Source organism: Halobacillus salinus, assembly GCF_004684905.1.
Lineage (GTDB): Bacteria > Bacillota > Bacilli > Bacillales > Halobacillaceae > Halobacillus > Halobacillus salinus.
On sequence record NZ_SRJC01000003.1, the window covers coordinates 320361 to 341169 of the forward strand.

18 protein-coding genes are annotated in these 20809 nt (G+C 44.3%); 6 read left to right on the forward strand and 12 right to left on the reverse strand.

Annotation, left to right across the window (positions count from 1 at the left end):
• Positions 1-21: 21 nt before the first annotated feature.
• The 3 genes from E4663_RS14035 to E4663_RS14045 form a co-directional block, all read right to left on the reverse strand.
• Positions 22-315: a helix-turn-helix domain-containing protein gene (locus tag E4663_RS14035; protein ID WP_135328077.1), complete on the reverse strand. Its 294-nt coding sequence runs from the start codon at positions 313-315 to the stop codon at positions 22-24.
• Positions 316-329: 14 nt separating this feature from the next.
• Positions 330-773 carry a hypothetical protein gene (locus tag E4663_RS14040; protein ID WP_241657207.1) on the reverse strand — a complete coding sequence of 148 codons (444 nt, stop codon included), beginning with the start codon at positions 771-773 and terminating at the stop codon, positions 330-332.
• Positions 774-1087: 314 nt separating this feature from the next.
• Positions 1088-2308, reverse strand: a complete 1221-nt coding sequence (locus tag E4663_RS14045; RefSeq protein WP_135328078.1) for a hemolysin family protein — start codon at positions 2306-2308, stop codon at positions 1088-1090.
• A gap of 622 nt (positions 2309-2930) precedes the next feature.
• Between E4663_RS14045 and E4663_RS14050 the strand changes: the two genes are divergently transcribed.
• From E4663_RS14050 to E4663_RS14060, 3 genes are all read left to right on the forward strand, one after another.
• Positions 2931-3944, forward strand: a complete 1014-nt coding sequence (locus E4663_RS14050) for a TAXI family TRAP transporter solute-binding subunit (protein WP_135328079.1) — start codon at positions 2931-2933, stop codon at positions 3942-3944.
• A gap of 86 nt (positions 3945-4030) precedes the next feature.
• Positions 4031-4549, forward strand: a complete 519-nt coding sequence (locus E4663_RS14055; protein WP_135328080.1) for a DUF1850 domain-containing protein — start codon at positions 4031-4033, stop codon at positions 4547-4549.
• On the forward strand, positions 4546-6645 hold the full coding sequence (locus tag E4663_RS14060) for a TRAP transporter permease (RefSeq protein ID WP_241657208.1): 2100 nt from the start codon (positions 4546-4548) through the stop codon (positions 6643-6645). The genes E4663_RS14055 and E4663_RS14060 overlap by 4 nt, the downstream gene beginning before the upstream one ends.
• 233 nt (positions 6646-6878) lie before the next feature.
• On the opposite strand, the gene E4663_RS14065 is transcribed toward E4663_RS14060, so the two are convergent.
• The 8 genes from E4663_RS14065 to E4663_RS14095 form a co-directional block, all read right to left on the reverse strand.
• Positions 6879-7586 (reverse strand): transposase, encoded by a 708-nt coding sequence (locus tag E4663_RS14065; RefSeq protein ID WP_135328081.1) that lies wholly within the window; start codon positions 7584-7586, stop codon positions 6879-6881.
• 265 nt (positions 7587-7851) lie between these two features.
• Positions 7852-9282 carry an aldehyde dehydrogenase family protein gene (locus E4663_RS14070; RefSeq protein WP_135328082.1) on the reverse strand — a complete coding sequence of 477 codons (1431 nt, stop codon included), beginning with the start codon at positions 9280-9282 and terminating at the stop codon, positions 7852-7854.
• Positions 9283-9341: 59 nt separating this feature from the next.
• Positions 9342-10673: a 4-aminobutyrate--2-oxoglutarate transaminase gene (gene gabT, locus E4663_RS14075; RefSeq protein WP_135328083.1), complete on the reverse strand. Its 1332-nt coding sequence runs from the start codon at positions 10671-10673 to the stop codon at positions 9342-9344.
• Positions 10674-10689: 16 nt separating this feature from the next.
• Positions 10690-11961: a sigma-54 interaction domain-containing protein gene (locus E4663_RS14080; RefSeq protein WP_158290501.1), complete on the reverse strand. Its 1272-nt coding sequence runs from the start codon at positions 11959-11961 to the stop codon at positions 10690-10692.
• Between the two features lie 52 nt (positions 11962-12013).
• Entirely contained in the window at positions 12014-13249 is a 1236-nt protein-coding gene (locus E4663_RS14085) for a Zn-dependent hydrolase (RefSeq protein ID WP_135328085.1), read from the reverse strand.
• A 12-nt stretch (positions 13250-13261) separates the two neighbouring features.
• Positions 13262-14854, reverse strand: a complete 1593-nt coding sequence (locus E4663_RS14090) for a sodium:solute symporter family protein (RefSeq protein ID WP_135328086.1) — start codon at positions 14852-14854, stop codon at positions 13262-13264.
• 24 nt (positions 14855-14878) lie between these two features.
• Complete coding sequence (locus E4663_RS19995) at positions 14879-15049, reverse strand: hypothetical protein (RefSeq protein ID WP_168927353.1); 171 nt, start codon at positions 15047-15049, stop codon at positions 14879-14881.
• Positions 15050-15051: 2 nt separating this feature from the next.
• The gene (locus E4663_RS14095; protein ID WP_135328087.1) at positions 15052-16332 is read right to left on the reverse strand and encodes a peptidase; all 1281 of its coding nucleotides are present in this window, start codon (positions 16330-16332) and stop codon (positions 15052-15054) included.
• A gap of 254 nt (positions 16333-16586) precedes the next feature.
• Here E4663_RS14095 and E4663_RS14100 point away from each other — a divergent pair, with 254 nt between their 5' ends.
• Positions 16587-17003, forward strand: coding sequence for a MarR family winged helix-turn-helix transcriptional regulator (locus E4663_RS14100; protein WP_135328088.1), 417 nt, complete (start codon positions 16587-16589; stop codon positions 17001-17003).
• A gap of 14 nt (positions 17004-17017) precedes the next feature.
• Positions 17018-18199 (forward strand): MFS transporter, encoded by a 1182-nt coding sequence (locus tag E4663_RS14105; protein WP_135328089.1) that lies wholly within the window; start codon positions 17018-17020, stop codon positions 18197-18199.
• A gap of 133 nt (positions 18200-18332) precedes the next feature.
• Here E4663_RS14105 and E4663_RS14110 read toward each other — a convergent pair whose 3' ends face one another.
• Positions 18333-19718 (reverse strand): amino acid permease, encoded by a 1386-nt coding sequence (locus E4663_RS14110; RefSeq protein WP_135328090.1) that lies wholly within the window; start codon positions 19716-19718, stop codon positions 18333-18335.
• Between the two features lie 332 nt (positions 19719-20050).
• Here E4663_RS14110 and E4663_RS14115 point away from each other — a divergent pair, with 332 nt between their 5' ends.
• On the forward strand, positions 20051-20809 hold the full coding sequence (locus E4663_RS14115) for a hypothetical protein (protein WP_135328091.1): 759 nt from the start codon (positions 20051-20053) through the stop codon (positions 20807-20809).

Here is a 20809-nt window from a genome sequence, read left to right on the forward strand (position 1 = left end):
GTTCGAACTAAATTATGTTCTTCACGCTTTTGAATACTCATCTTCTTGAGTGCCCTCCGTGCCATCAATGACAAAAGGAATCCCAAGTACTCTAGAAAGCTTATAAAGTGTTTCTGTTCTAGGACTAGTTAAGCCAGCTTCAATTCTGCCAATAGTCGATTTAGGAATGCCTGCTTTATCAGCAAGCTCTTGTTGAGAGTAACCTATTTTTTTTCGATGTTTTTTAATCTGTGCAGCAACGCGACCCTCCCACTGAAGATTCTCGACGTGATCCTTTCCAGTCAAGTCCGCATACTTTCTAATATAATCACTCATTTTGAACACCTCCATCATCCATATAGGTTAGGATCACCTATACAGTACTCTTCATAAATAGACTCTGCCGGCACTATGTCCTCCCGCTTAACTGAACCATTATATTGTTTATCAAAGTAGAATAGCAAAATAACTTTGGAATAGTTGTGGATTGCATAGAGTATTCGGTGATCGCCAGTTTTTCTTCCCTTTATACCCCATCGATAAAAATTAGAGAAAACAGTATTGGCATTTAGATGCTTAATGGATGGAGGTACCTCTCCACCAACTTCTTCTACTCCTTCATCATCAGGATAAGGGTCATATTGAATAATAGTTAATTGACGAGTATATCTATCAGCTAATTGTCGCCAAATCCCCATTTTCCCTATTCTAACCTCTTGTTCAGCTTTATATAATATTAGGCCTTCAAAATCCTCCACATTTCCTCTATAAACGATTTCAAAAGGTATATCCACTAAGAAACCCTACTCCCTTTATTAAAATGATAGCATATAAGCCACTAAATTTGAATGAACCGTTTCTCCTCCAACCTTAGAAATAGCCTTTTTCGAACGCTTATTTCCTAATTCATCTTTAGAATACAGTAAATGGTTATAAGGGTCTAACAACTAAAAACAGCTTTATATACTGGAATTGACTCTAGATTCTATTTTTTCTCTTATAGAAGATTCAAATTTCTAACCGCTTTCTCTTCAATAATATAAAAACAGGTAAAAATGGGGACGGTTCTGCTGTTTAATTAAACAGCAGAACCGTCCCCAACAAAAATCTATTTCACAATCTGCACTTTTCGAATCGTACGATCTTCCACTTTCAGCACTTTGAACGTAAGGTTATTCCGCTCTAAGATCTGTCCTACTTCCGGAAAGTAATTCAACTCACTCAAAATATACCCAGCCAGAACGTCCTCATCCTCCGGAATCTCTGTATCGAAAATCGAGTTCAGGCGACGAAGCGGAATTTTACCGTCACAGATGATTTCAGTATCCGTGACCTTCTCGACAAGCGAATCCGTTTCGAGGTCAGTTTCATCGGAAATCTCAAGTCCGAGCATCGCTTCAATGATATCTTCGTGCGTCAAGATCCCTTCCGTTCCGCCATACTCATCCAGCACAATCGCCAGATGCTTTTTCTCAGAAGTCATCTTCCGGAACACTCGCTCGATCTGATGGAATTCATACACAATCATGGGATCTGTGTCACAGAATTCCATCAATGGCTTATCCTGCTCCGTCGACCAGGCAATCAAATACTTCGAGTGCAGCACCCCGACGATGTCGTCGATGTCGTCATGATACACCGGGTACCTCGTAAACGGGTTCTGAAGCGCGACTTCCCGCACATCTTCGTAAACTGCATCACTCGGCAACGCTACCAAATCCACGCGCGGTGTCTTCAACACGTCTTTTACATTCAAATTATAAAAATCGAGCACACCTTTGATTCGGTCCGACTCCACTGGGTGGAACGTCCCTTCAGAATCCGCGATATCGACCATCAACCTGAGTTCCTCTTTCGAAACCGAGGCTTCCTGCACCTGCCCCTTCGAGAGCGCCTTGGTGATTGCATCGGTCATCTTGTTTAACGCGACCGTAATCGGCTTGAACAAAACGACAAAGAAGCGAATCACAGGTGATACCGCAAGCGCAATTCGGTCCGGGAAAGTTGCCGCGACCGACTTCGGAATGACCTCGGAGAAAATGATGATCGTGACCGTCAGAATAGCCGAAGCAAGCCCTACGCTAAAGTCATACTGGATCGCAAGCGTCGTGACTAGCGTCGGTAGCAGGATGTTCGCAATATTATTTCCTATCAAAATCGTCGTAATGAACTGACTCGGCTTCGAAACCAAATTCAACAGCTTCTCTGCCTTTTTATCATGATTATTCGCCTTTGACTGAAGCTTCATCCTGTTCGTCGCCGTCAAAGCCGTTTCACTTCCTGAGAAAAATAGAGATACAAATAACAATAAGATGATCGCAATGATCAAAACAAATTTCCCCCTTATGTATTAACAGACCTTCTCCCTTTCAAAAAAGGACAGAATCACAACCATTATACCTGTTTCGTTTAGGGGTTTCCATTGGGGACGGTTCTCGTGTTTGGTGGATGTGTTCTTCATAACGTGAGAACCGTCCCCAATCTAATTCTGCCCAACCTCTAACCCCCCTTCCAAACCAAGTCCACCTATCACTCCTAACGCGAGAACCGTCCCCAACCTAAATCCGCCCTACCTCCACCACCCTTCCAAACCAAGTTCACCTGTCACTCCTAACACGAGAACCGTCCCCAACCTAAATCCCCAACCTAAATTTAGCGCCACACCCCCAACACATTCGCCCAACCTCAACCCTTATTCCAAATCAAGCCCCCGCACCCAAACACCAGAACCGTCCCCAAATCAAAAGCCCACCCTCCAAAACCCTACACAAATCCACCAATCCATCCTCTCCCCCTTCCCAATTTTGCTTTTATAGTTTAAAATATTAAATGTTATAATTTTTGGAAATCCATTGGTTTCATACTGTTTGGAATCATATGTCGCTGAAACAGATATAGTGTAAGCGGTTCCAATCAGTTGATTCATACAATTATTCAAGGAGGGACTTCTTATGATGAAGAAAAGTTTTTGGTCCGTGCTGGCTCTTGGGTTCTTAGCATTGGTCCTAGCTGCCTGTGGCGGTGGAACAGCCGACTCAGATGAAGGCGGAGACAGCGCTTCTGGCGGAGAAGGCGACAGTGGCGAAACACAATTTGTCAACATTTTGACTGGTGGACCACAGGGTACATATTACCCTCTTGGTGGAGCTTTCGCGACGATCATCAACAACAACGTAGATGGTGTCGAAGCAAACGCAACTTCAACAGGTGCTTCTGTTGAAAACATGAAATCACTACGCGATGGCGACGGGGAACTAGCTTTCGTCCAAACTGACATTGCTTCTTATGCTGCAGAAGGAAAGCTTATGTTCGAAGGGGATCAAATCGATAATGTACAAGCTGTCGGTACCCTTTACCCTGAAACAATCCAAATCGTAACAACGAAAGATTCCGGTATTGAAACAGTAGCGGATCTTGAAGGAAAAGTTGTATCTGTCGGAGCTCCTGGTTCTGGTACGTATGCTAACGCTGAGAATATCCTTAGCATCCACGACCTTTCTATCGATGAAGACATCGAAGCTCGTAACCTTGCTTTCGGTGACTCTACTTCTGGTATCCAAGACGGAACGATCGACGCGGCGTTCATCACATCTGGTACACCAACAGGTGCGGTAGAAAGCCTTGCAGCTACGGCTGACGTCAACATCGTTAAGTTCGAAGAGTCTAAGATCCAAGCATTGATCGATGAGTTCGGTTACTATGCAGAGGATGAAATCGCTGAAGGAACGTACGGTCTTGAAGAACCAGTCAAGACAGTCGCTGTTCAAGCGATGCTTGTAGCAAACAGTGACTTGAGCGAAGATCTTGTTTATAACATGACGAAAGCGATCTTCGAAAACACAGATCAAGTTCAGCACAGCAAAGGTGAATTGATCACTGCTGAGTCTGCGCTTGATGGTGTCGGGATTGAACTTCACCCTGGTGCGAAAAAGTACTTTGATGAAGCTGGTGTAAGTGCTGAGTAATTTCAGACCTTACGCTTATCTGGGACTGCCCTTCCTGAGGACAGTCCCTTCTCCTTTCCAATAATAGAAAAAAGGAGACTTTTTTTATGAAAAGTAAGTGGATTTGGACATCTATTGTCCTATGTATTGCCGTCCTTCTGTCGGCAACAGCCTGGCTTTTTCTAGGCGAGCGTTATGTCGTCGCTTTTCAAATGATGCCGGAAAAAGAAACGAATGCGTATTTACCTGTATCGGAAAGTGATCATTTCCAGTTGAAGTTCACCCACTCGGTGCACTTGTCCGATGTTTTTGAAGAATATGCCGTCCAAGACACCAAACTGAAACCGGTCCAGCTCATCTATGAGGACACGGCCATCGGAATGCCTTCCAATGCAGGTGAAGGAGAAACATTCGAAATGCGGGACGGTAAATACTACATCACGAATCTTCAGGGCGATTATGAATCGATCGATGTGATGCTAGGCCAAGTCAGAGCCAACCACACTATCATCTATCATGATCACACCTATCCACTCAAGGATTACTTAGAGGCAGGTTCGTGGGTCAAAATTAAACCATTACACATCTCTAATTGGCAATGGTTGAAAGGAGTGAAGCTCTTATGAGTGAATCTGTAGACAAACAAAAAGAAATCATGGAAAAATACGACCCAGACTCCCAAGTCAGACAATTGTCGGGGTGGCTTGCGAAGGTTGCTTTCATTCTATTACTCGCCTTCTCCGTATTCCAGCTCACCACTTCCACCGTATATCCGCTTCCAGCGCAAATCCTGCGCTCGGTTCACGTTGGGTTCGGTTTAACGCTTATCTTCCTCCTCTTCCCAGCAACGAAAAAGAACCGCGTCAAAGGGAAGATCGGTTGGTATGACCTTGTACTATCAGCCTTAAGTATCGGAGTAGGACTGTACTGGCCATTATTCTACGATCAAATCGTCATGCGTGCAGGTGACATGACGCAGCTCGACTTCATCGTCGGAGCACTAGCTGTCTTACTCGTCCTCGAGGCGACTAGAAGAGCCGTCGGAATCCCGATCACCGTCATCGCCATCCTATTCCTGGCGTACGCGTATTGGGGACGACAGATGCCTGGATTCCTGATCCACCGAGGAGTCGACCTCGACACGTTGGTTCAGGCAATGTTCTTTACAACAGAAGGAATTCTCGGAACACCGATTGCGGTATCGTCCACTTTCATATTCCTATTCCTACTATTCGGATCCTTCCTTGTAAAAACAGGCGTCGGACAGTATTTCAATGACCTCGCCGTAGCCCTTGCCGGAAAAAGAACCGGAGGACCTGCGAAAGTAGCGATTTTCTCAAGTGCCCTGCAAGGTACGATTAGCGGTAGTTCCGTTGCCAACGTTGTAACGTCCGGTTCCTTCACGATTCCGATGATGAAACGTCTCGGCTACCGACGTGAGTTCGCAGGAGGCGTCGAAGCCGCTGCCTCAACTGGTGGACAGCTGATGCCACCGATCATGGGTGCAGCAGCCTTCCTAATGATCGAATTCATCGGCATCGATTACTGGACGATTGCCAAAGCAGCGACGATTCCAGCCATCCTGTACTTCACAGGGATTTGGATCATGACGCACTTTGAAGCAAAACGTACTGGACTCAGCGGACTTCCTGATGAAGACATCCCGGATAAAAAAGAAGTATTCAAGAAATTGTATTTACTCCTACCAATCCTTGCGATTGTCTTGTTCCTAGCAACAGGCGTCAGTGTCATGCGCTCTGCGCTATACGGTATTTTCACAGTTATCTTAGTCGGATTGATCCGTGAAGAAAAATTCCGCAAAATCTATCCAATCGTATTCGGTGCAGGCTTCGTCGCACACGCCATCTACAGCGTAGCGATGGCAGACAGCTTCAGCATCGTATCATCGCTCATTGCAGCGACCATCGCAACCATCGCAGTCAGCCTGTTCTTCGATGGTAACTTCAAAGACATGATCGATGCCCTAGTAGACGGTGCCCGCACCGCTCTTGGCGTAGTCGCAGCAACCGCTGCAGCAGGTATCATCGTCGGAGTCGTCACGAAAACAGGACTCGGCCTGAAGCTTGCGAACAGTCTCGTATCGATCGCAGACGGACAAGTCTTGATCACTCTATTCTTCACGATGCTTGCAGCCATCGTCCTTGGAATGGGATCACCGACGACTGCCAACTACGTCATCACGTCAACAATTGCCGCGCCAGCCATCATCCTGCTCGGCATTGAAGACCTAGCTGCTCACTTGTTCGTATTCTACTTCGGTATCATCGCCGACATCACGCCGCCGGTTGCCCTAGCAGCCTTCGCCGCGTCCGGTGTCGCATCATCCGAACCCATACGAACCGGCGTCAATGCCGCCAAGCTCGCCATTGCTGCCTTTATCATCCCGTACATGTTCGTCCTGGAGAACCAGCTACTCATGATCGACACATCCTTCGTCGAACTGATCTGGATTCTCTTCACCGCCGTATCAGGTATGATTGCAATCGGTGCAGGACTAGTCGGCTACTGGTATCGTAAAGTCGAATGGTACGAAAGGATTCCAGCCGTCCTAGGCGGACTAACCTTGATCTACCCGAGCACGATCAGTGACGTCATCGGTATTTCCGTCTTCGTCATCCTACTCGGACTTCAGTTCCTAGTAAAACGCGACATGATTGGAAAACCAGTCGTCAACAACAGACAATCCAGCAGCAACGCATAATTTAATTTGGGGACGGTTCTCCCGTTTGGGAGAACCGTCTTTTTATGTGGGTCTGGTGTGGGGCTTTTGTGTTGGGGACGGTTCTGCTGTTTGGTTTCCAGCGCAGCTTTGTATGGAAATTTGCGGTGGGCTTGATTTGTGTCGGGGACGGTTCTCACGTTAGGACTAAGCTTTACAAATCAAATACACCGACACACCTAAAATTCTAGCAAGCTGCCGGACTGTAACACCCTCTAGCGCCTTCCTCTACGCAACACCTCATCTCTCTCCACTTTTGGCAGAGATTTAACCTGCGGAATCTCCATTTTACCGATCACTTCTATTACCTTGATTCGAGCCTCCTCATCCGTCATCCTTTTCTGACTTACCGGCCAAGCATCGATCCCATCATACTCTTCTTGCAACCTATGATAGTCAATAAGCTTTCCCTTAGCCGTATCCTTTTCTCTAGAAAACAACCCGCACACAGTAGAAGTATTCAATAGATTCACGGGGTAGCTGACTTGTCCGAAATAGAGCCGACAGCTGCTCCAAACATATTCCTCAGGATGATCAACCATTCCCGCCTTCACCGGATTCATATGAATATACCGGATCACCCTCAGAACAGCTATCTCGGATTCCACCACCTCACTTATAAAGCGGTCCTGAAAAAGGTGCCCATTCGTCGCATACGTGAAATTGTAATATCGGGCGTAACTCACTCCCACGCGCTTCATCAAACTAGAAATGCTTTCTCTTCCCTCTTTAATCATCAGATGAACGTGATTATTCATCAGGCACCATCCCATCACCTGAAACTCCTTCCCGGAGAATTGCTTCAGCTTTGCTAGAAATCGGAGCCTGTCTTTATCATGGTGAAAGATTTCTTGTCGGTTCGCCCCTCGCAGAATGACATGATAGATGCCGCTCCTACTCTTCCTCCTCGATCGCCTTGGCATACACTCACCTCCTTAAGGTAAGCATATCCTTTCTCAAGTCATCCAGCGAACGAGCATTTAAACCGTTTCGCAGGATCCAATGCTCTTAATTTCAAAACTTACTCTAGTAAAACAGCAATTTCTTACCTACAATGCGATGACAAAACACCAGAACCGTCCCCAACACAAAACCCAACTCAAAAAACCTGAATTCCACCATTTGTCGGTGAAATTCAGGTTTTTTCATTAAACAATCACATTACCGTCTAACTTACATTTCTATCATTCAAGTATAATTCAAGCTTATCATCTTCATCTTCGTCATTTCTTTAATCGCATACTTGACCCCTTCATAACCATAGCCTGAATCCTTTCTTCCACCGTATGGCATATGGTCAAAACGTAACGTAGGAATATCATTCACGAGAACTTGTCCTACATCAAGGGCATGGGCCATGCGTAAGCCTGTCTTTATGTCTGAAGTGAAAACACCAGCATTCAAGCCGTATCGTGAATCATTCATTTCCTCTAGTGCCTCTTCACTGTCATTTACAACATTTACGTTTACAATAGGGCCGAAGACTTCTCTTGAAGAAAGTTTATCTGATGCATCCACACCTTGCATGATCGTTGGCTCAAGACCATATCCGAAACACTTTCCTCCACACAAGATTTCTGCACCATTTTTAGTAGCATCCTCAATCCAATCCAACAGCCTCGCTTGTGAGGATTCATCTATTAAAGAAGCTATGTCGGTCCCCTCATCAAATGGATCACCATATTGTAATTTGGAAGTAGCTTGAACTAGTTCTGTAATAAACTTTTCTGAGATTTGATTGTGCACATACACCCTTTGAGTACTAATGCACACTTGACCACTATAAGAGAAGGCACCAGTGGCTACCTTTCCAGCAATTTCACTTAGATTCTCTTCTTCCGTTCGATCGATGTAAAGAGCTGAATTATTACCAAGCTCAAGCGTCAATTTTTTTAATCCGACTTGAGACTTGATTGTTTCCCCAACCTCTGGACTACCTGTGAAAGTAATCTTTTTCACATCAGGGTGATCGATCAAAACCTTTCCAAGACGAGGTCCATCTCCCGTTACAACCGCTAACGCTTTCGAAGGTAGACCTGCTTTTTCAAAAGCTTCTTTTAGTAAGAAGGAGGATAACGGTGTTTTCTCAGCAGGTTTGACGACGATGGTATTTCCGGCCGCTATCGCCGGGCCTACTTTGTGGACTACTAGATTAAGAGGGAAATTGAAAGGCGTAATAGCACCTATCACACCGAGTGGCTCATAAATAGTGTAGGCATCCCTTCCTTGGCCATTTGGTGCAGCATCCAGTCGGATGGATTCTCCCTCGAGCTTTCTTGCTTCTACAGCACAAAACTTTAACGTTTCTATTGTGCGGTCCACTTCGCCGCGAGCATATTTGATCGGCTTTGCAGACTCTTTAACAATGGTGGAAGCAAACCTTTCTTTTTCTTCTTCTATAATACCGGCTACTTTAATCAAAATCTCGGAGCGCTCCGCCAAGCTCATCGATGCTAATTCGTCAGTAACAGACTCTGCCTCTTGAATGGCACGCTCCATCTGAGAATTTGAGCACTCCGGAATGGTAGCAACCTCTTCTTTTGTATGTGGATTTACCAACTTATAGCTTCCTTCACTACCTTCCAGCAGGTCCTCTATGTATGTGCTCACTAATGCCATTTCACACTCTCCCTTATAAAAATTTCCTCCTACTTTTCAGAAGGAGGAATGTTATTGGATTATCCCCAGACCTTGCTCATACTTTCTTCTACAATATTTAATCCTCTATCCAATTCTTCGTCTGACAAAGTCAACGGAGACAAGAACCGAATTACATTTGAATAAACACCTGACTTTAGAAGGAGCAATCCGAGTCGATTCGCTTCCTTAAGTATGTGTGCTACAGAGTCTGGATCCGGCTCTTTCAATTCTGGGTCTTTGACGATTTCCACAGCACACATTGCCCCTAGTCCACGAATGTCACCAATTTGAGGATATTTTCCCTGTAACTGTTCCATCCTTGCTCTAATGATGTCACCAATTTCTGCTGAGCGTTCGTTTAAGTTCTCTTCTTCAATAATATCAAGGACAGCTAAAGCCGCCTGACAACCGAGTGGACTTCCTGCATACGTTCCACCTAGTTCTCCAGGTTCCGCAGCGTCCATTAGATCCTTTCGACCTATTAATCCACTAATCGGCACACCAGCTCCCATTGATTTGGATATCGTAATCAAATCTGGTACTACGTCAAAATGATCAATAGCGAAGTAGCGCCCACACCTCGCAAAGCCAGTTTGAATTTCATCTGCAACGAGGAGAATACCATGCTTCTTACATATGTCAGCTACCCCTTGTATGAAAGTAGCATCAGGTACAATAAAACCACCTTCTCCTTGTACGGGTTCTAATACAACCGCTGCTACTTGGTCTGCGCTAATTTCTGTGGTAATCAATTCATCCAACTGAGACAGTAGTATCTTAGAATAAGTTGTTGAATCTATTTCATCCGGCTTTCTATATAAGTATGGATAGGGACCACGGTACACCTCTGGAGCAAAAGGACCGAACTCAAACTTGTACGGTTTCACTTTGCTCGTCATGCTCATCGTCATCAGGGTACGCCCGTGGAACCCACGATTGAATGTAATGATTCCTTTTCGCCCAGTCGCCTTGCGAGCAACTTTAACAGCATTTTCAACTGCTTCAGCACCACTATTAAAAAAGGCCACTTTCTTTTCATGTTCACCGGGAGCCAACTCGGCGATACGCTCTGCGAGTTCAATATACGATTCATACATCATGACGTTAAATCCAGTATGAACAAAGCGAGATGCTTGTTCAGAAATGGCTTCTACTACCTTAGGGTGGGAATGGCCAACATTGATTGTGCCAATAGCTCCAGCAAAATCTAGAAATTCATTTCCATCCACATCTTTGATAGTCGTCCCATTTGCACTTTCAGCGAATGTCGAAGATCCACAACTGATAGCTCGAGGAACTATATTGTCTTTTCTCTTTAGCAATTTCTCACCTTTTGCCCCTGGAATTTGGGTCATCTGTTCTGTATTCATTCGGCCCATCTCCTTCCTAACTCTTCATATACTTTTTGATCTTTCGCATAGCAGATGACTGGCTGATGCCTAAACTATCTGCGACTTTATAGCTTGATCCGTACAAATCATAAGCTTCCGTAATCAAATACCGCTCCATTTGTTCAAGCTTTTCAGGGAGTGTTTCAGCATGTGAGATTGATCCTGCTTTGATAATAGAAGGTAACTGATCTATTGTGATCTCTGTAGTCTCGGACATGATAACTAGTCGCTGGATCAAGTTCTCCATCTCCCTGATATTCCCTCTCCATTCATACTCATAAAGAGCATTTAAAGCAATTGGTGAGAAGGTCTTATGCTGGTTGTATTCTTCATTGAATGTCTGTAGAAAATGATTAGCTAGCGGATAGATATCATTCTTCCGATTTCTAAGAGGAGGGATGTAAACCGGAAGAATGTTAAGCCGGTAATAGAGGTCGCCTCTGAATTCACCGTTCTGCACCTTTTCCTCCAAATTATGACTTGTTGAGAAGATGAAACGTACCGACTTATCACTGTTTTCAAGAGTTTTCAGCAGATTCGCTTGAAAATGTAGTGGCATCTCACTAATCTCATCAAACAATAATGTACATCTATCCGGCAATTCAACAAGCCCCTCTCCACCTTCTAAATACTTGAATAGTTCTATTTGGCGGTTCTGTTTTGGAAGTTCTGCACAATTAATCTCCTGGAACACGCCGTCACTATACTTGCTGAGTGAATGAATTTTCTTTGCAAGCAATGTTTTTCCTACGCCGGTTTCACCAGATAAAAGAACTGGGACATCCGTTAGTGCTATGCGGGAAGAAGCTTTTAAAACCTGTTGTATTTCATCACTTTCTGCAATGATATCGCCAAACACTGCTCCCTGCGTCTTAGATTGATCCTCCAATTGTTTCTCAAGCTTCTGTACTCGCTCTCTCAATTCATTAAGGTCTGACAAATCACGTGCGTAGCTGATTACTTTTGTAAGCTCTCCGGTCTCTTTATCGAATACAGGACGTGACTTAACAAAAAGCCTTTTCCCTCTTGTTGTCCTCTGCATAATCTCAACCGGCCGCTGCCTTTTAAGTACCTCTAAGGTCGCGGAAGGGGTGAACAAGTCATCTTCCAAATTTTTTATACTAGCTCCAATCAGGCGATCCGCCTGGACACCATAGTTCGTTTCACACGCTTCGTTAACATATAAAACTATCCCATTACGATCAATTACGAAAATCTCGTCTACTGAATGTTCAACAATCTCTTCAAACAAATGATTCTCTTTCATTGTCATCACCTATGTCTTAGTCGTATAGGAAAAGTATATCAAACAAGAACATCTAGGATTTTACCGACTCTGTGGAAAAAGCAAGACGTTTAACCGTGTCTTCCATTACCTTTCCAGCTTTTTCAATGTCTTCCCAAGAAGTATCCTCTTCTTCACAGTGACTTTTGCCTGCGCGACTCGGAGCAAAGACCATGACTGTTTTACCTATACGATTCATATACATTGCGTCATGCCCTGCACCACTGACGATTTCTGAGAAATCAACGTTGTGCTTTCTGCATGCGTTACTAAGTAATTCACTTAAGCCCGGATCAAAAGATACGGGTGTCATATAGGAAAGATCCTCACATAGACTTTCTGTATCATCTTCCAGTGCTACTTCTCTGATAAGTCGTTTCACTTTTTCAATTCTACTCAGTAGCTTTGAATGGTCAGGATGGCGAATGTCGAGTGAGAAAGTCGCACTGTTTGATACAACGTTAATCGTATTCGAAGCTGTACCGATTTTCCCGAAGGTGACAATTGTTTCATCTTCTAAATTCATCACCCAATCATGGATTCTTTGTATAGCCTTTACAGAACTAATTAATGGGTCTTTACGATGATGAAGGGGTGTTGTTCCAGCATGTCCCGCTTCTCCGAAAAATTGTACACTATGCCAGGACAAACCCTGAATTCCATTAACAATGCCCACAGGTACACCCTTTGACTCTAGTACAGGCCCTTGTTCTATATGAAGTTCTATAAATGCTTCAACTTCAGTCACTCTGTTGAAGGAATCCCCTACGTAACCAATTTTGACTAAAGCATCCTCAAACCTTACACCGTCATCATCTTTCATGTTGTAAACGTGCTCTTTCGTAAATACACCGGTGACTGCACCACTCCCAAGCATTGGAGTAGGGAATCGTGCACCTTCTTCATTTGTAAACACCGCTAACTCCAAAGGTCTCTCAGGTGTTTTCCCTTCCTCAATGATAGTTTCCATCAACTCTAGTCCTACCAAAACGCCTAAAGTACCATCAAATTTCCCTCCGTAAGGAACACTATCCAAGTGAGACCCGAGCACAACAGGTTTATAGTCGACTTTCTCTCCTTCGAGGCGTGCGTATATATTCCCAAAGTCGTCCACCCTCACCGATAAGCCTATTTCTTCAGACCACTTCCAGAGAAGGTCCCGGGCTTGTTTATCCATTTCCGTGAGAGCTAGTCGATTAACACCTCCCCGATCGGTTTGACCAATTTCAGCCATTGAGCTGAACCTTTGCATTAACCTTTCTCTGTTCATAACTTTCTCCCCTTATAGACCAAGTTGAATAAAGAAGAATCCCCAAATCAAAACAGATATAAAGATGAAGGAGATTGCAATTACCATTGTCTGTGCATACTGCTTTTTCAATTTCATCAAGCCATTTTTTTCGGATGCAAAAGACTTGATAGTCTGAGTAGCCGGATTAACCTGCTTCATCTTACTGAAGAAGCTCTTTTCATGAGAATTCGCTGTAGTCGTGAGCCCAACTACTATCAAAATGATTGATGAAATGGCAAATGCAATCATCAACGCGTCGATATGGATAGGGAGCGAAATAATTCCACGGCTTGCCAGTTCAGATACTAAGATGAAGGAAGTAACCCCTGAAAGCATACTTGCTATTGCAGCTTTGCTATTCATGCGCTTCCACTCAAGACTTGCAATAACAGTTGGAAGCCACCCCACTCCGAAGATTGCGCCTGCATAGATTGAGATCCAGTAAATCGCAGCAGGTCTACTGATGGCAATAAGACAGACAACTACACCCACAAGCACTTGTGCCCATCTTCCAACCTTCAACGAATTTTTCTCACTCAATGGTTCTTTTCTTAAATTCTCAAATAAATCCCTAGCAAGAGCGAAGCCGACAAGGACGAACAAAGTAGAAGCGGTAGACATGATGGAAGCCATCAATCCTGCTAGACCTATTCCACCTAAGAAACTAGGTACATGTTGAAGGAATCCAATAATCATAACGTTATCTGTGTTCTCAATTCCTGGCTGAAGTACACGCATTCCACCCGCCGCTAAGAACACAATGACTTGCATAAACGGGGCGAAGAAGACACCGATGATAGCCGCTTTCAAAATGACAAAATCGTTTTTTGCTGGAAATACACGTGACACGAGAGCAGGTGTACATGAGAAGAAAAGAATCCACACAAGGAACTGTGAAATAGACCAACCTAAAGGTCTTTCATTAGCCCCTTCAATCGTCCAGTAGAATGGAATAGTGTCCGATAAAGCTTTCATCTCTTCCAAACCAGCTTTCCCGATGATAAGTGGAGCGATGACTACGGATATTGCTAACATCGTAAAGAACATCAACGTATCCGTAATAACAACACCATACATACCACCAAGTGCACAGAAAATTAGGAGTGCTGCTGTGAACAGTACAATCATTACCGGGAAGGAAATGTTCGTGATCTCACTCAGAACAAGTCCAGCACCAATCAATTGAATAACTCCGTAACCTAGCAAACCGACAATCATAATTAGTACTGCGATGATACTGACTGTTCTACTTTTGAATCTCTTCTCAAAGAAGTCAGGCATTGTCTTACAGTCTAGCGCCTTCATTTTTCTACCTATGTAAACTACAGCAATAAGCGTACCGATCCATGCCCCAAAAGAACCAAGAGCAGCAATGACAAGCGGCCCTTCTTTATACGAAGTACCTGAAATCCCTAGTAGTGTAACAGCGCTTAAATATGTTGCGGAAAGCGTCCCTACAATCAGAACGGTAGTTCCTTTTTGCCCCATAACATAAAAGTCATCTTTGCTTTTTACAAATCTAGTGACACCAGCACCAACTACAACATAAAGAGCTAATACTACAAAAAATACAGTCGTTGTCATTTCTCATACCTCCTTTTAATTGAGTCATCCATTAGCGGATTGATTGTCCTTAAATTGCGTGAAATCCTGCTCTTCTTCCTCAAGCTTCTTAATGGCTGGTTTATACTGCTTACGTAAAATATAGATCACAACGACCGACGAAACGACGGTTGTCAAAATACAATTCAGAAATAGAATTAGAACATCTACATTCATATTTACTCCTCCTTCCTCTCTGCCACTTCACACCACTCTAGAATGGTATCTGCCATAATAGTTGCACAGTCGAAAATTGCATCAAGTTCGATTGATTCATTCGGTTGATGGGCCTCACTTGTTGTCCCAGGACCGAATACTACAGTCGGAATATTGCCTATTGTTGATAACAAACCGCCGTCAGTACCCCAAGGGGATGCTTTCATTACAGGAGCTTGTCCTTTATGAGATGTATAAGATTCCTCTAACCTTTCAAGAAAAGGATGATTCTCATCAATCTCTCCTGGCAGCCACCTCGCCCCGAACCACTCAATCTTAACCGGGTGTTCAGCAAACCACTCATCTTGTTCACTCAACTTCCGCAGCCTTTCTTCCATTTCGCTTTTAGCTTGCTGCGGGATCTCTCCTGGAATGACCCCCATACGCCCTTCCATCTCTAGATGATCTGGTACCGATGATGGCCAGTTTCCACCATTAATTGTTCCTATATTGATCGGAACAGGTATTGGGTTACCATCGTATAAATCCCTACTTAATAATTCGTTCCTTTCTCGCTCTAAGCTCAAGATTGCTTCGTTCACCTTGAACGCCTTCTCTATTGCACTTATTCCCTCATAACGTGTACCACCATGGGCTGATTTTCCATAGATATGAACTTTAAACCACATTGAACCTTGTTGCACAGGGAAAATTGCTAAATTTGTCGGCTCTGGAATCAACGCGGCATCAGCTTTATAACCGCGTTCAATCGTAGAAAGCGTACCTGATCCACCAGCTTCCTCCTCTACGACACTTTGGAAGATTACGTCCCCCTTTAATCTAACTCCAGTTTTCTTTAAGGCTTCTAAAGCAATAAGAGAGGCGAGGTTGCCACCTTTCATATCAGTCGATCCCCGACCATATAACCTTCCACCTTTAACTTCACCTGAATAAGGAGCTTTGTCCCACTGATCAAGTTCTCCTTCAGGTACCACATCTACGTGACCATTTAGAATTAGGGATTTTCCTCCTCCTTCTCCTTTCCATACACCAACGACATTCTCACTTCCTTCGAAGTCAGTGCGGGATGCACAGAATTCAGGGTGTTTGGATAATTGCTTATAATCAAGCTCCCAACGGTCTACCATGAGACCATTACTATTCAGCCTCTCCTCAACCAAATCTTGTACAGAAGCTTCATGACCTGCTAAACTCTCTCGCTGAACCATTTGTTTCAATAAATCTACATAGTCTTCTCTTTGGTTATTGATGAATGATTTCACTTCTTCGTTAATTGGAATCATCCTCTCCTCCCCTCGTTGATTCATATATTACTAAATTTTCTGAATTTTATATAAAGCAATGTAGGGTTGGAGTAAGTCACATATGACTCACTTTGCTTTTTCCATCACTAAGCTAAAGCAAACTGTACTCCAAACATCAGAACCGTCCCCGATTAAAATCAGCCAAAAAGCCATTTACAAATTCAACCCTCCGACTTAGAATAGTAGTCATGCTATTTATTTACCTAAGTAAATAATATACAAAGGAGAATAACGTGAACTATTCCAATCACAACTTATTACACTTACTCAACCAAAGCGTTCGACTGATGAATCAACGCATGAACGAAAAACTCAAAGAATACGACCTATACACCTCCCAGTGGGCAATCATCTACTGCCTCCACAAAAACGGTCCAATGACCCTGACCGACATTTGGCAGTACATGAACGTCGAAGCGCCAACGGTGACACGCACAGTGAAGCGCCTGGAGGAAAAAGGCTGGCTCAGCCGCAAGCCTGGCACAGACAAAAGGCAGCGTATCGTCCATATTGCTGATAACGCAAAAGACGAAGTCAGCCGTTTAGCTGATATCATCCGCTCGTACGAGGACGAACAACTTTTCCACTTATCCACCGAGGAGGAAAACCAACTGAGGCAACTACTCGAGCATATTACATCTAACAAATAGAAGGAGTACACACTATGGAACACACGAAACGGCCAATTTGGACGAAGAGTTTCGTCAGTATATCGCTGACGCATTTTATTGTATTTGTCACCTTCTACGCCTTACTAACCACCCTGCCGATCTACGTCATCGACGAACTCGGAGGCAACGAAGCGCAAGGCGGACTCGTCGTTACGATTATGCTGCTTGCTGCTATTCTCGTCCGTCCTTTTTCAGGAAAAATTCTCGAGAAACTCGGCAAGAAAAAGGCGCTCGTAATTTCTATACTCCTGTTCACCATCACAACAGGATTCTATCTAATTGCAACACAATATCAGGCACTACTCGGTTTACGGTTCATTCACGGCCTATCTTTCGCAATACTCACCACCACGACTGGAGCAATCGCAGCAGACGTCGTCCCGGCAGAGCGACGCGGCGAAGGACTTGGCTATTTTGCCATGGCGATGAATGTTGCCGTAGTCGTCGGTCCCTTCCTTGGCCTGACGATGCTACAGATCACGGATTTCACGAATCTGTTTCTCGTCTTGAGCGGAGTGATGGTCTGCGGCGTCATCAGCTCGACCTTGATTCAGCTACCGGCTAATGAAAAAGAAGAACAGCCCGAAGCGCCGAAGAAGCTGTCTTTCCACGACTTGTTCGATACGAAAGCATTGCCAATTGCCATCATCGCTAGCATGATCGCGTTCTCCTATTCAAGTATCATTTCATTCATTTCGGTTTACGCTAATTCGCTTGGCCTCGCTTCCGTGTCCAGCTATTTCTTTGTCGTGTTTGCGATCGTGATGATCCTATCCCGTCCATCACTCGGACGCGCCTTCGATTCACGAGGACCGAATATCGTCATCATACCAAGCCTGATTGTGTTCGCCATCGGACTCGTCACCTTAGGGTTCATCCAGACCATCTGGGGACTGCTGATCGCCGGAGCAATCATCGGTTTGGGCTACGGTTCTTTGCTTCCGAGCTTCCAGACGATGGCCATCCAATCGACGGCAGACAACCGAAGCGGGCACGCCACAGCTACCTTCTTCACTCTCTATGACACCGGGATTGCGCTCGGCTCATATGTATTAGGTATCTTAGTTTCCTTATCGAGCTTCACCGTGCTCTACAATGTCAGCGCATTGATCGTAGTCGCTGTACTCGGAGTTTTCTACCTATTTCAAGAAAAAGCAAATCGCTCGTCTCCTTAATGGAAACGAGCGATTCATCCTAACGTGAGAACCGTCCCCAACTTAAATGTTCTGACCCTAACGCGAGAACCGTCCCCAATTCAAAAGCCCAACTCTAAAGCAAACTCAAAAGCACCTATCCCAAACTTCAAATTCAATCACCAGAACCGTCCCCAACAAAACGATAGCAAACAAAAATCACCACAATCATGCCAAGGCTGATAAACAACCCAATCCGCTCCGTCTCACGAAGCAGCGCCCCTGTAATCGCAACACCTATCAGAAAAATTCCTAAGTAAGACGTGAAAGGATAGCCGAATGTATGGAAGCTGTCCGCATTCCCTTTATAGGTTTTCTGTAATTTCAGATGCGAAACAAGTATGATCGCCCAGTTCAGAATCAACATAACCCCGGCAGACGTCGTCACGTATTCATACATCGTATCCGGCAGTAGAAACAAGAACAGAATCGACACACCCACTCCAATTGCTGTTAGAAAAAGAGACCGAAGAGCTACGCCACGTTCATTTTTCCGTTTCAGTTTATGAGGAGCATCCCCGTCTTCCGCCAGCGAAACCATGATATGAGTAATAGAAAATAGTGCCCCTACCATTGTAGAAAAAGCGGCACTCATGATGACCGCATTGAACACCGAATCCAAATAAGGTATCGCAAAAGCGGACAGCGATGTAACAAATGGACTTTCCGATTCGTTGATCACACTCCAGTCCACCATATACAACACAAAGAACAACCCGGCAACGTACACCGAAACGAGAATCAGAAGCAGCAACGTTCCCGCCTTCGGAATATCCTTTTTATTCTTCAATTCAGCAGAAGCCACTCCGACAACAGCAATTCCACCGAACGAAAAGAAGATGAAGATCATCGCCGACCACAAGCCTCTAACACCATTCGGGAAAAATTCACTGATACCCGTCTGCGTCATGACCCGGGATTCTGCCGGACTGACAATTCCGAACAAAAACAATGCCACGAATACAATAAAAGCCACGAGTGTAGACAGCTTGACCACAGCAAAGAGGGATTCAATCTTTCCAAAGTTTTTCACTCCGAACAAATTAATTCCGAACCCTAACGCTGCAAACACGACCGAGAAGATCCAAAGCGGTACATTCGGAAACCAGAACTGACTGAATGTCGACAGGGCGACGATTTCACTCGACATGATCAAGATCCCCGACAACCAATACATCCAGCCCGCGACGAAGCCCATGGAATGGCCGAATGCTTTTTTAGCGTAGGCACGGAATGAGCCAGATTCCGGATCGTTCACACTCATTTCCGCCAGCGCACTGAAGACGAAATAGGTGGTAACGCCCGCGATGAGGTAGCCGATCAATACCGATGGTCCGGCTAATTGAATCGACAGCCCTGTCCCTAAGAAGAAGCCGGCGCCGATGATAGATCCGATTCCGATCAAGGACACCTGCCACCACATTAAGCCTTCTTTTCCTTTGGCGTGTTGTTTCGCTTTTTTATGTTCGATTGCTTGTTTGGTCAGGTGATGGTTTTTCACAGAATACACTCCTAATTATAAAATCAGACATTATAGTATGACCTGACTTCGAGGAAAATATTGGACTCTCGGGGTGTTTTTCCTATTTAAAGCCCTTCCACGTAACCCGCGACAGAGGATGTACTATGAACGCTTTCGTTTGCCTTCGAATTCCACTGTAGAAGAAATAGTACCCTTGTAGCTTCTCGTCACCTCTTCATTTGTTGGTTAAATTAAACAAAAAGATGAATCTATAGTTTTAGGTAAAAAATAGTGGGTATACCTTTTTTGTAAACTAATTTGGAATTAAATGGATTCTACAATATTCTACATAAAATAAGGAGACTACTAGTATGAGAGAAAATCTGACGATGGGAATTCTTGTTCTTCTGTTAATAGGAATTGCTGTGACTCTTTCGTTTCTCGACCTGCCTTTCACCAATGAAGTACTGGTCATGAGCGCTGTATCGGTTGTAGTGATGAGCGCGCTTCGCAAGCCATTGACCTTTTTGTATGCCATCACGATGATTCTAGGATTTGGTCTGTTCTTGATTGTATATGCCTTTCTGAACGACTACACTTCCAACAGCATTCAGGCGGCCTTAATATCCATCCACCTTCTCTTCACAGGGATTTTAATTTTAAGCTGGATTTTATTTAGTTATATTAAAAAACTAGGAAACCAGATGGATGTGTTACATGCTCAGGTGAAGTGGCTGCAACGATACGATAAAGAGACGAATGTACTTACAAAAAGGGAATTTCAAGAGCGGGCGAAGTGGGTGATGACGTCTGTGAAACGAAACCAATCCGAAGCATGGTTAGTTGACTTAAAGGTGAAAGAAAATCAGCCATACGTGGAAAAAAATATTCAGATGACAGTAGAAGAGGCTTCCAAGAATTCAATCCGACACCATTTCGATCTGATCACTTCGGCCAATAACCACGTCTACTTATTACTGAAGGATACTAAAGGAGAAGGAGTAGACATTGTAATTGAGAGGATCAACCAGCACATTCGTGAGAGGTTCAAACTGCTCGACTCCCCCTTCACCGTCGAGAAAACGATTGTGAAGGATGAAGAGTTTTTAGAACAGATAGGAGTGGATTAA

Coding starts and splice junctions, on each gene's coding strand:
- E4663_RS14035 (WP_135328077.1), bottom strand. CDS start 315: ATGAGTGATTATATTAGAAAGTATGCGGACTTGACTGGAAAGGATCAC.
- E4663_RS14050 (WP_135328079.1), top strand. CDS start 2,931: ATGATGAAGAAAAGTTTTTGGTCCGTGCTGGCTCTTGGGTTCTTAGCA.
- E4663_RS14055 (WP_135328080.1), top strand. CDS start 4,031: ATGAAAAGTAAGTGGATTTGGACATCTATTGTCCTATGTATTGCCGTC.
- E4663_RS14060 (WP_241657208.1), top strand. CDS start 4,546: ATGAGTGAATCTGTAGACAAACAAAAAGAAATCATGGAAAAATACGAC.
- E4663_RS14065 (WP_135328081.1), bottom strand. CDS start 7,586: ATGCCAAGGCGATCGAGGAGGAAGAGTAGGAGCGGCATCTATCATGTC.
- E4663_RS14070 (WP_135328082.1), bottom strand. CDS start 9,282: ATGGCATTAGTGAGCACATACATAGAGGACCTGCTGGAAGGTAGTGAA.
- gabT (WP_135328083.1), bottom strand. CDS start 10,673: ATGAATACAGAACAGATGACCCAAATTCCAGGGGCAAAAGGTGAGAAA.
- E4663_RS14080 (WP_158290501.1), bottom strand. CDS start 11,961: ATGAAAGAGAATCATTTGTTTGAAGAGATTGTTGAACATTCAGTAGAC.
- E4663_RS14085 (WP_135328085.1), bottom strand. CDS start 13,249: ATGAACAGAGAAAGGTTAATGCAAAGGTTCAGCTCAATGGCTGAAATT.
- E4663_RS14090 (WP_135328086.1), bottom strand. CDS start 14,854: ATGACAACGACTGTATTTTTTGTAGTATTAGCTCTTTATGTTGTAGTT.
- E4663_RS19995 (WP_168927353.1), bottom strand. CDS start 15,049: ATGAATGTAGATGTTCTAATTCTATTTCTGAATTGTATTTTGACAACC.
- E4663_RS14095 (WP_135328087.1), bottom strand. CDS start 16,332: ATGATTCCAATTAACGAAGAAGTGAAATCATTCATCAATAACCAAAGA.
- E4663_RS14105 (WP_135328089.1), top strand. CDS start 17,018: ATGGAACACACGAAACGGCCAATTTGGACGAAGAGTTTCGTCAGTATA.
- E4663_RS14115 (WP_135328091.1), top strand. CDS start 20,051: ATGAGAGAAAATCTGACGATGGGAATTCTTGTTCTTCTGTTAATAGGA.